This is a genomic window from Streptomyces sp. NPDC059718, assembly GCF_042733315.1.
Lineage (GTDB): Bacteria > Actinomycetota > Actinomycetes > Streptomycetales > Streptomycetaceae > Actinacidiphila.
In genome coordinates this window covers 141,490-149,017 of the sequence record NZ_JBHWGA010000024.1, presented here as the reverse complement: position 1 = coordinate 149,017, position 7,528 = coordinate 141,490, and the positions used below count along the sequence as shown (strand labels likewise).

At 71.1% G+C, this 7,528-nt stretch carries 8 protein-coding genes; 2 read left to right on the top strand and 6 right to left on the bottom strand.

The features are described from left to right. Positions 1-275: 275 nt before the first annotated feature. Both ACFV3E_RS26350 and sodN read right to left on the bottom strand, forming a co-directional pair. The gene (locus tag ACFV3E_RS26350) at positions 276-1,976 is read right to left on the bottom strand and encodes a serine hydrolase (protein WP_500536879.1); all 1,701 of its coding nucleotides are present in this window, start codon (positions 1,974-1,976) and stop codon (positions 276-278) included. Positions 1,977-2,106: 130 nt separating this feature from the next. Further along, a complete protein-coding gene (sodN, locus tag ACFV3E_RS26345) occupies positions 2,107-2,502 on the bottom strand; it encodes a superoxide dismutase, Ni (RefSeq protein WP_018563636.1) in 396 nt (131 codons plus the stop codon). Positions 2,503-2,640: 138 nt separating this feature from the next. Here sodN and sodX point away from each other — a divergent pair, with 138 nt between their 5' ends. Next, positions 2,641-3,075, top strand: coding sequence for a nickel-type superoxide dismutase maturation protease (gene sodX / locus ACFV3E_RS26340; RefSeq protein WP_500536878.1), 435 nt, complete (start codon positions 2,641-2,643; stop codon positions 3,073-3,075). Here the strand turns inward: sodX and ACFV3E_RS26335 are convergent. Further along, positions 2,979-3,608 carry a CGNR zinc finger domain-containing protein gene (locus ACFV3E_RS26335; RefSeq protein WP_499513910.1) on the bottom strand — a complete coding sequence of 210 codons (630 nt, stop codon included), beginning with the start codon at positions 3,606-3,608 and terminating at the stop codon, positions 2,979-2,981. The genes sodX and ACFV3E_RS26335 overlap by 97 nt on opposite strands. A gap of 79 nt (positions 3,609-3,687) precedes the next feature. Here ACFV3E_RS26335 and ACFV3E_RS26330 point away from each other — a divergent pair, with 79 nt between their 5' ends. Further along, on the top strand, positions 3,688-4,452 hold the full coding sequence (locus ACFV3E_RS26330) for a methyltransferase domain-containing protein (RefSeq protein WP_500536877.1): 765 nt from the start codon (positions 3,688-3,690) through the stop codon (positions 4,450-4,452). A gap of 69 nt (positions 4,453-4,521) precedes the next feature. Here ACFV3E_RS26330 and ACFV3E_RS26325 read toward each other — a convergent pair whose 3' ends face one another. From ACFV3E_RS26325 to ACFV3E_RS26315, 3 genes are read right to left on the bottom strand one after another with little or no spacing between them, the layout of a single operon-like run. Continuing rightward, positions 4,522-5,310 carry an amino acid ABC transporter ATP-binding protein gene (locus ACFV3E_RS26325; protein WP_500366418.1) on the bottom strand — a complete coding sequence of 263 codons (789 nt, stop codon included), beginning with the start codon at positions 5,308-5,310 and terminating at the stop codon, positions 4,522-4,524. Continuing rightward, positions 5,307-6,257 (bottom strand): amino acid ABC transporter permease, encoded by a 951-nt coding sequence (locus ACFV3E_RS26320; protein WP_500536876.1) that lies wholly within the window; start codon positions 6,255-6,257, stop codon positions 5,307-5,309. Before ACFV3E_RS26320 ends, ACFV3E_RS26325 begins: the two co-directional genes overlap by 4 nt. Before the next feature lie 26 nt (positions 6,258-6,283). Continuing rightward, positions 6,284-7,225 (bottom strand): ABC transporter substrate-binding protein, encoded by a 942-nt coding sequence (locus tag ACFV3E_RS26315; RefSeq protein ID WP_500536875.1) that lies wholly within the window; start codon positions 7,223-7,225, stop codon positions 6,284-6,286. Positions 7,226-7,528 lie beyond the last annotated feature (303 nt).

The window sequence follows — 7,528 nt, the reverse complement described above, 5'->3', positions numbered from 1 at the left end:
TGCTAGCACGTCGGTTGACCCGTACGAGTGAGATCGAGTCTACAGCGGCCCCACCCACCCGCCCCGGACCCACACCCCCTCACCTGCACCTTCACCCCGGGCCTCGGGAGCGTTACCGCCACGGGGGCGAGTCCATCAAAGACGGGTCGCCCCACACACGGACTTCCGCGGTATTGCCCCCGCCCTTCCGGAGCGTGTGCCTGCGCGCACGCGGGAGCGCGGGTGACGGCTCGGGGGTGGCGCGCCGGTACCCCGCGGAAGCGCCCCCCGGGCCGTCACTTGCCTCCGGCCCGGGGGGTCCGTCCGGCGGGGGCGGCCCCGGCGGTCCGGGTGAAGGTGCCCAGGCCGTCGGCGTCGAGGTGCTCCACACGGACCCGGCCGGCCCGGCCGTCCGCACCCAGGGTGAAGGTGACACCGGAGCGGCCCACCGCGTTCTCGCCGGTGGTCTCGTAGCTGAAGGTGCCGCCCGCGTAGTGGCGCAGCGCGAAGCGCACCGGCCCCGGGCCCAGTTCCATGGTCAGGGCGCCGTCGCGGACGCGCACGGTCATCGGGCCGTAGTAGTCGTTGGCGTAGGTCCCGGTGTACGCGTCGTACGGCGCGGCCGGGGCGGCGCGCGCCGGGGGAGCGTCGTAGTCCGTCCGCGACCGCCCTTCCTCGTCGAGCCGGCGGAACAGCCTGCCGAAGAAGGCCGGCCAGTCGACGGTGGGGCCGCCGTTCTGCGCGGTGTCGAAGAAGTCCTCGGCGATCGCCTCGGGGACGCCCGTCGGTTCGCCGTTGGTGAGGACGACCAGGCCCAGCCGTTCGGAGGGGAGCAGTCCCGCGTAGGTCGCGGCGCCGAGGTCGAAGCCGCCGGAGTGACCGATCCGCAGCCGGCCGCGGTCGTCGTAGCCGACGTTCCACCCGAGGCCGTAGAAGCCGCTGCGCCCGGCCGGGGCGCGCGGTGGCTGGTCGAGGACGTGCGGGAGCCAGGTCCGCTCCAGCGCCGCCGCGTCGACGACCCGGCGCCCGTCGTACCTCCCGTCGCCCAGCTGGAGCAGCAGCCACTTCGTCATGTCCCGGGCGGTGGAACTCGCACCACCCGCCGGGCTCTGCGCGTCGGCGTCGCGTACGTACCGGGCCTGCCAGCGGCCGTCCGCCCGCACATGGGCGGCGGCCCTGTCGCGGGCGCCGACGTAGTCGGCGAAGCGGAAACCGGTGGAGGTCATGCCGAGCGGCCGCAGGAGTTCCCGTCGTGCCAGCTCCTCCCAGGAGGTGCCCGCGGCGCGGGCCACGGCGAGGGCGGCCTCGGTGAAGCCGAAGTTGGTGTAGGCGTAGCTCGTCCGGAAGGGGGCGAGGGGTGCGTACCGGAGTCGGCCGAGGATGTGGTCGCGGCCGAATCCGAGGTCCTCGAGGAGGTCGCCCGCGTGGTCGGGCAGGCCGCTGCGGTGGGAGAGGAGGTCGGCGAGCGTCAGGTGGTCACCGGTCCAGCGGTCCTTCAGCCGGAAGCCGGGGTCGTGCTCCCGCACCCGGTCGTCCCAGCCGACGGTCCCGTCGCCGACCGCACCGGCGACGACGGTGGCGGTGAGCGGTTTGGAGACCGAGGCGAGCTGGAAGACGGTGTCGGGCCCGACCCGGCCGGGCCGGCCCACCTCGCGCAGGCCGTAGCCCTTCAGGAACAGGACCCGGCCGTCGTGGACGACCCCGACCGCCACGCCGGGCACCCCGGTCCTGCGCATCGCCTCCCGCACGGAACCGTCCAGGCGGTCGACGGCGCGGGCCACCTGCGCGGCCGTCAGCTGCGGCGGGGGCTGGGCGGGCGGGGCGTCCGGGAGCGTGCCGGCGCCGGCGCCGCCGGAGGGGGCCGGTCCGCCCGGGTGCGCGGAGGGTGCCAGGGCGACCGCGCCGGCGATACCACCGGCGGTCAGCGCGGCCACCAGGCCGAGTGCGGCCAGGGCGCGGGGGCGTGAGGTCCGGACCCGGGGGGAGGGGAGCGGCATGGCGCCCATTCAAAGCGCGCCGGGAGGCGCTGTCCTGCGGTCACGGTCCGATCGGGGGCGTACGACCGCGCCCGGTCCGCGCGGGCCCTCGCGGGGCCGCCCGGACCGGGCGCGGTGCGCCGACGCCAGGTCAGGCCTTCTTCGTCTCCTGGAAGATGGCGTCGATCTGGTCGATCAGGTCGAGCAGCTTCTGGCCGGTCGCCGGGTCGGTCGAGGCCTTGGCGGCGCTGCCCGCCTTCAGCGCGTCGTTGAAGAGCTGGTGCAGTTGCGGGTACTTCTCGAAGTGCGGCGCCTTGAAGTAGTCGCTCCACAGCACCGACAGGTGGTGCTTGACGAGCTCCGCGCGCTGCTCCTTGATGACGATGGCGCGGGCCCGGAAGTGCGGGTCCTCGTTGGCCTGGTACTTCTCCTGGACCGCCTTGACGGACTGCGCCTCGATGCGGGCCTGGGCCGGGTCGTAGACACCGCAGGGCAGGTCGCAGTGGGCGCTGACCTTGACCTTGGGCGCGAACAGGCGAGCGAGCATGACTGTCCTTCCTCGTGATCGTCTTTCCATCAGGGAGATTACTCCCCTGTCGAGTGGTTTTCTCGGGCGCCCCTTGGTGCTTAGGACAAAAGTCTGGTGTCACCCTGGGCTGGTGGAGCATGGAGGAGGAGGCTGAGCATGCGTGAGCCCGGGCTTGGGCAGAGGAGGAGAGTGCCGTACCAGCTGGTCGAGGTGACAGGTCCGTCGATGGTGCCGACGCTGCAGCACGGCGACTGGCTGCTGGTGCAGCACGTCAGGAGCGCCGCGGAGGTCCGCGAGGGTGACGTGGTGGTGCTGCGCCATCCGCTCCAGCAGGACCTGCTGATCGTCAAACGCGCCGTGGAGCGGCGCGAGGGCGGCTGGTGGGTGCTGGGCGACAACACCTTCGTGGAGAACGACAGCAGGGAGTTCGGCACCGTCCCGGACGAGCTGCTGCTCGCCCGGGGACGGGGGCGCTTCCGGCCGCCGCGCGAGGTTCAGCGGTCGGCGGCCGGTGTGGCGGGCTGGCTGGTGTCCTGCGTCAGGCCGCTCAGGGCGGACCGCTCGTTCTCCAGGCGCTTGCGGGCGCGGTAGGCCGCGACGTTGGCGCGGGTCGCGCAGCGGTCCGAGCAGTAGCGGCGGGACCGGTTGGTCGAGGTGTCGATGTAGGCGTTGCGGCACGTGGTGGCCTGGCAGATGCCGAGCCGGTCCACACCGAGGTCGGTGAGCTGGAAGGCCAGGCCCATGCAGGCGGTCGCGGCGTAGGAGGCGGTCGCCGTGGCCGCGTGCTCGGCGAGGTGCATGTGCCAGTCCGGCCGGCCGCTCTCGTCGAGGTACTCGTGGCCGGAGATCTGCGGGCTGACCGGGAACTCCAGCAGCAGTGCGTTCAGCAGGTCCACGGCGCGCACCTCGTCGCCCTCGGAGGCGGCCTCGAAGACGCCGCGCAGCCGGGTGCGGACGGTGCGCAGCCGCTGTACGTCGGCGTCGCCCACGCGGCCCGCCGCCTGGCTGGCCGGACCGAACAGCTCGCGCACGGCATCGACCGAGGTCAGATGGTCGAGGCCGCGCTCGGGCTCCTCGCTGTTCACCAGGCGCACGGCGTAGTCGGAGTAATAGGCGAGTTCCACTTGTAGTCCTTACGCGTGCGCTCTAAGGTCGGTAATGACTGCTCTTGCTCTAAGGGTATTACGACTGGAGGGGAACCGTATGTCCGACACCACTGCGGCGGTGACCGGCTGGCAGGCCTGGCAGGACAGCTGGGACCGGCAGCAGGAGTGGTACCTGCCGGACCGCGAGGAACGGTTCCGGGTCATGCTCGACATGGTGGAGGCGCTGGTCGGCCCCGCGCCCCGGGTGCTGGACCTGGCCTGCGGCACCGGCAGCATCTCCGACCGGCTGCTGCGGCGCTTCCCGGACGCCGTGTCGACCGGCGTGGACCTCGACCCGGCGCTGCTGACGATCGCCCGCGGCCACTTCGCCGGCGAGCGCAGGATCGAGTTCGTCACCGCCGACCTGCGCGACCCGCACTGGCCGCAGGCCCTGCCGTACGACACCTACGACGCCGTGCTCACCGCGACCGCCCTGCACTGGCTGAAGCCCGGGCCGCTGAAGGCCCTGTACGGGACGCTGGCCGGCCTGCTGCGCGACGGCGGGGTGTTCCTCAACGCCGATCACATGCCCGACCCCTCGACGCCGCGGCTCAACGCGGCCGTGCGCGAGCTGGACCGGGGCCGCCGCGAGCGGCGGAGGGCGGAGGGCGTGCTGGACTGGGAGCAGTGGTGGGCCACCGCCAAGGCCGACCCCGTGCTGGCCGGTCCCACCGAGGAGCGGTTCGTGATCTACGGTTCCCACGCCGACGGGGACGAGCTGCCCCCGGCCTGGCACGCCGCGGCCCTGCGGGAGGCCGGCTTCGGCGAGGCCCGGGAGGTCTGGCGTTCGGTGTCGGATGCGATCGTCCTCGGGCTGAAGTGATCCGTACCCCGCCGCGGGGGAACGCGTGAGGGGCGGCGCCGTCCGGCGCCGCCCCTCACGCACGTCCGGTCAGAGGACCTTGGAGAGGAAGGCCTTGGTGCGGTCGTGCTGCGGGTTGGTGAGCACGTCGCGCGGGTGGCCGGACTCGACGACGACGCCGTCGTCCATGAAGACCAGGGCGTCGCCGACCTCGCGGGCGAAGCCCATCTCGTGGGTGACCACGATCATCGTCATGCCGTCCTCGGCGAGGCCCCGCATGACGTCCAGGACGTCGCCGACCAGCTCCGGGTCGAGCGCGGAGGTGGGCTCGTCGAAGAGCATCAGCTTCGGCTCCATCGCCAGCGCGCGGGCGATGGCCACCCGCTGCTGCTGACCACCGGAGAGCTGGGCGGGGTAGTGCCCGGCCTTGTCGCGCAGGCCGACCCGGTCCAGCAGGGCCAGCGCGCGCTCGCGGGCGACGGCCTTGGCCTCCTTCTTCACCCGCACCGGGGCCTCGATCACGTTCTCGATCGCGGTCATGTGGGGGAAGAGGTTGAAGCGCTGGAAGACCATGCCGATGTCGCGGCGCTTGGCGGCGACCTCGCGGTCCTTGAGCTCGTAGAGCTTGTCGCCCTTCTGCCGGTAGCCGACCAGTTCGCCGTCGACCGAGAGCCGGCCGCCGCTGATCTTCTCCAGGTGGTTGATGCACCGCAGGAAGGTGGACTTGCCCGAGCCCGACGGGCCGATCAGGCAGAACACCTCTCGCGGGGCGACCTCCAGGTCGATGCCCTTGAGGATGTGGGCCAGGCCGAAGTGCTTGTGCACCGCCTCGGCCTTGACCATCGGGTGGGCGCCGGTGCCCTTGCTGAAGTCGGTCATCGTGCCACCTCCGGGCGGCGGAAGGTGCCCAGGTTGGCCCTGACCCGCTGCCACGGGGTGGGCGGCAGGTTGCGGGTCGTCCCGCGGGCGTAACGGCGCTCCAGGTAGTACTGGCCGACCGAGAACACCGAGGTGAGGACCAGGTACCAGACGGCGGCGAGGAAGAGCATCTCCACGGTGGCACCGGTGGTGTTGCCGATGTCGGTGGTGGAGCGCAGCAGTTCGGCGTACTGGGCGGCCTGCGCCGCCAGCGACGAGGTCTTCAGCATGTTGATGAACTCGTTGCCGGTCGGCGGGACGATCACCCGCATCGCCTGCGGCAGCACCACACGGCGCAGGTTCTGGCCCTGGGTCATGCCCAGCGCGTGCGACGCCTCGGTCTGGCCCTCGTCGACGGACTGGATGCCGGCCCGCACGATCTCGGACATGTACGCGGCCTCGTTCAGACCCAGGCCGAGCAGCGCGGCCATGAAGGGGGTCATGAACTGGTTCATCTCGTCCTTGTAGAAGCCGAGATTGATGACCGGGAAGATCAGCGCCAGGTTGAACCAGATGAGCAGCTGGACGTAGACCGGGGTGCCGCGGAAGAACCAGATGTAGCCCCAGGCCACCGAGGAGGTCACGGGGTTCTTCGACAGCCGCATCACCGCGAGCACGATGCCCAGGATCAGGCCCAGCGCCATCGAGACCACGGTGATGACGACCGTGTTCCGCAGGCCCTTGAGGACCGCGGAGTCGAACAGGAAGTCCGGGATCGCCCCGTAGTTCACGTTCGCGTTGGCGAACGCGTTGACCAGCAGCCCCAGCACGGCGAGCACCAGGATCGCCGAGATCCAGCGGCCGTAGTGGCGTACGGGGATCGCCTTGATGGCCTCCGGGCGGGAGGCCTCGGCGGGCGGGGTCCCGGCCGGGGTGCCAGCCGGGACCTTGTCATTCGCTTCGGACATGGAGGGAAGCCTCTTGCTGTCGTGACTCAGGAGCCGCCGTTGATCTTGGCCTCGGTGACGGCGCCGTCGGTGACGCCCCACTTCTCCAGGACCTTGGTGTAGGAGCCGTCCTTGATGACGGCGGTCAGCGCGGCCTGCAGCGCGTCGCGCAGCTCGGTGTTGCTCTTGGCGACCGCGATGCCGTACGGGCCGGCCTCGACCTGCTCGCCGGCGAGCTCGAAGTCGTTGCCGCCGCCGGAGGTCTTCACGGCGTACGCGGCGACCGGGAAGTCGGAGACGTCGGCGACGACGCCGCCGGCCTTCAGACGGGTCTGCGCCTCGGTGTCGGTGTCGAAGGGCTCGATCGACATCGGCTTGTCGCACTTCTGGGCCTTGAGCAGGTCCTGGGAGGTGGTGCCGCGCTGCACGGCGACCTTCTTGCCGCACAGGTCCGCGAGGGACGTGATGCCCTCCGGGTTGCCCTTCTTCACGATGACGGAGGAGCCCGCGGTGAAGTAGTCCACGAAGTCGACGCCCTCGCCGACCTTCTTGCCCGTGGAGGAGTCGACACCCTCCTGGCGGTCCTTGGTGTCGCTCATCGCCGACATCACCATGTCGTAGCGCTTGGCGCGCAGACCGGTCAGCAGGGTGTCGAAGGTGCCGTTGTTGAACTCGACCTTCACGCCGAGCTGCTTGGCCATGGCGTCGGCCAGGTCCGGGTCGATGCCGACGTTCTTGCCGTCCTTGACGAACTCCACCGGCGGGTACGCGATGTCCGAGCCGACCTTGAGCACGCCCGCCGACTGCACCGACTTCGGCAGCTTGTCGAAGAGCGGAGCCTTGGACGCGTCGCTCGACGCGGACGAGGAGCCGCCCTTCTCCGTCTGGTCGCCGCAACCGGTGAGGACGAGGGCACCGGCGACCGCGATCGCTCCGACCGCGGCGAAGCGGCTCGTCACGGTCGAGCGACGGGTGGTACGTGCGGTCATTGGTGGTTCCTCCTGCGGGAATCCTGGGAGCAGCCGATCTCCGGGTACACACGTTCGGATGTCGCGTTCACGTGTGATCTCCGCATCTTGCCATCCGGACACGTCCTCATGGGGGCCCGGATGTGTCAAAATCGCATAACGGGCGATCCCCTGACCCCCACCAGGCCGGTACACCAAGGCCGGACCGCGGTGGGGCCGTGCTGCGAAGTTGCGTGCATCACTTTCCTTGTCCCGCTATTCGGACGACTTGTTGCGTTGTGCGCAGAAGTTCCCGATGTGCGACACCGTGGTGCGGCGCACAGA